The organism is Pseudomonas sp. Sample_10, from assembly GCF_004321495.1.
Lineage (GTDB): Bacteria > Pseudomonadota > Gammaproteobacteria > Pseudomonadales > Pseudomonadaceae > Aquipseudomonas.
This window is the reverse complement of the sequence record NZ_RCOE01000214.1, coordinates 1-988: the sequence shown is the minus strand read 5'-3', so window position 1 is coordinate 988 and position 988 is coordinate 1. Positions and strand designations below refer to the sequence as shown.

Genomic DNA, 988 nt, shown 5'->3' with positions numbered 1-988 from the left:
TTGATCATCGGCTCGATGGTGAAGGTCATGCCGGCCTTCAGTTCCATGCCGGTGCCGGCGCGGCCGTAGTGCAGGATCTGCGGCTCTTCGTGGAACACTTTGCCGATACCGTGGCCGCAGAACTCGCGAACCACCGAGAAGCCGTTCTTTTCAGCGTGCTTCTGAATCACTTCACCAATATCGCCCAGGCGGCAGCCGGGTTTGACCAGTTCGATGGCCTTGTACATGCATTCCTGGGTCACTTGCGACAGGCGCTCGGCCCAGACCGGCACGCTGCCGACGTGGAACATGCGGCTGGTATCGCCGTGGTAGCCGTCCTTGATGACGGTGACGTCGATGTTCAGGGTGTCGCCATCCTTCAGCGGCTTCTCGTTCGGGATCCCGTGGCAGACCACGTGGTTGATCGAGGTGCAGATGGATTTAGGAAAGCCCTTGTAATTGAGCGGGGCCGGAATGGCCTTCTGCTCGTTGACGATGTAGTCGTGGCAGATGCGGTCGAGTTCTTCGGTGGTCACGCCCGGTTTGACATGTTCGGCAATCATTTCCAGCACATCGGCGGCCAGTTTGCCGGCGATGCGCATTTTTGCGATGTCCTCGGGAGTTTTGAGGGTGACGGTCATACAGGCTCTCTCTGCGCTCGATGGCGCTTTCTTTACGAAAAGGGCGTTGCGCGATCGATCTTCGCAGCCCTGAAAAACGCGATTCTATCAGACGATCAGCGCAAATCCGCGCCTCTGTGCATCGCTTCTCTCTATAGAATGGTGCATTCTGGGCGGATTCCAAGGGCGGGAGTGCCCTGGTTGCCAGGTTTTCAGAATCCGGGTTCCGTTTTTCCCTGCCCTGTGATATAAAATGCGCCGCTTTCCGGGGATGCCCCGAAAAGCCTAAATCCACACACGTGTCGACACGATGACCTGGGTGCCTTCAGCTGATGCTGCTGGTTGGTCATTGGGATACGTGGAGGCCAAACCCGACTTATTAAGGAACT

Annotated in this window: 1 protein-coding gene; it reads right to left on the bottom strand. The window is 57.3% G+C overall.

Annotation, left to right across the window (positions count from 1 at the left end; all coding sequences use genetic code 11):
- On the bottom strand, window positions 1–620 hold a 620-nt coding region (gene map, locus D8U18_RS20760; protein ID WP_131108320.1), incomplete at its 3' end, for a type I methionyl aminopeptidase.
- Between the last annotated feature and the right edge of the window lie 368 nt (window positions 621–988).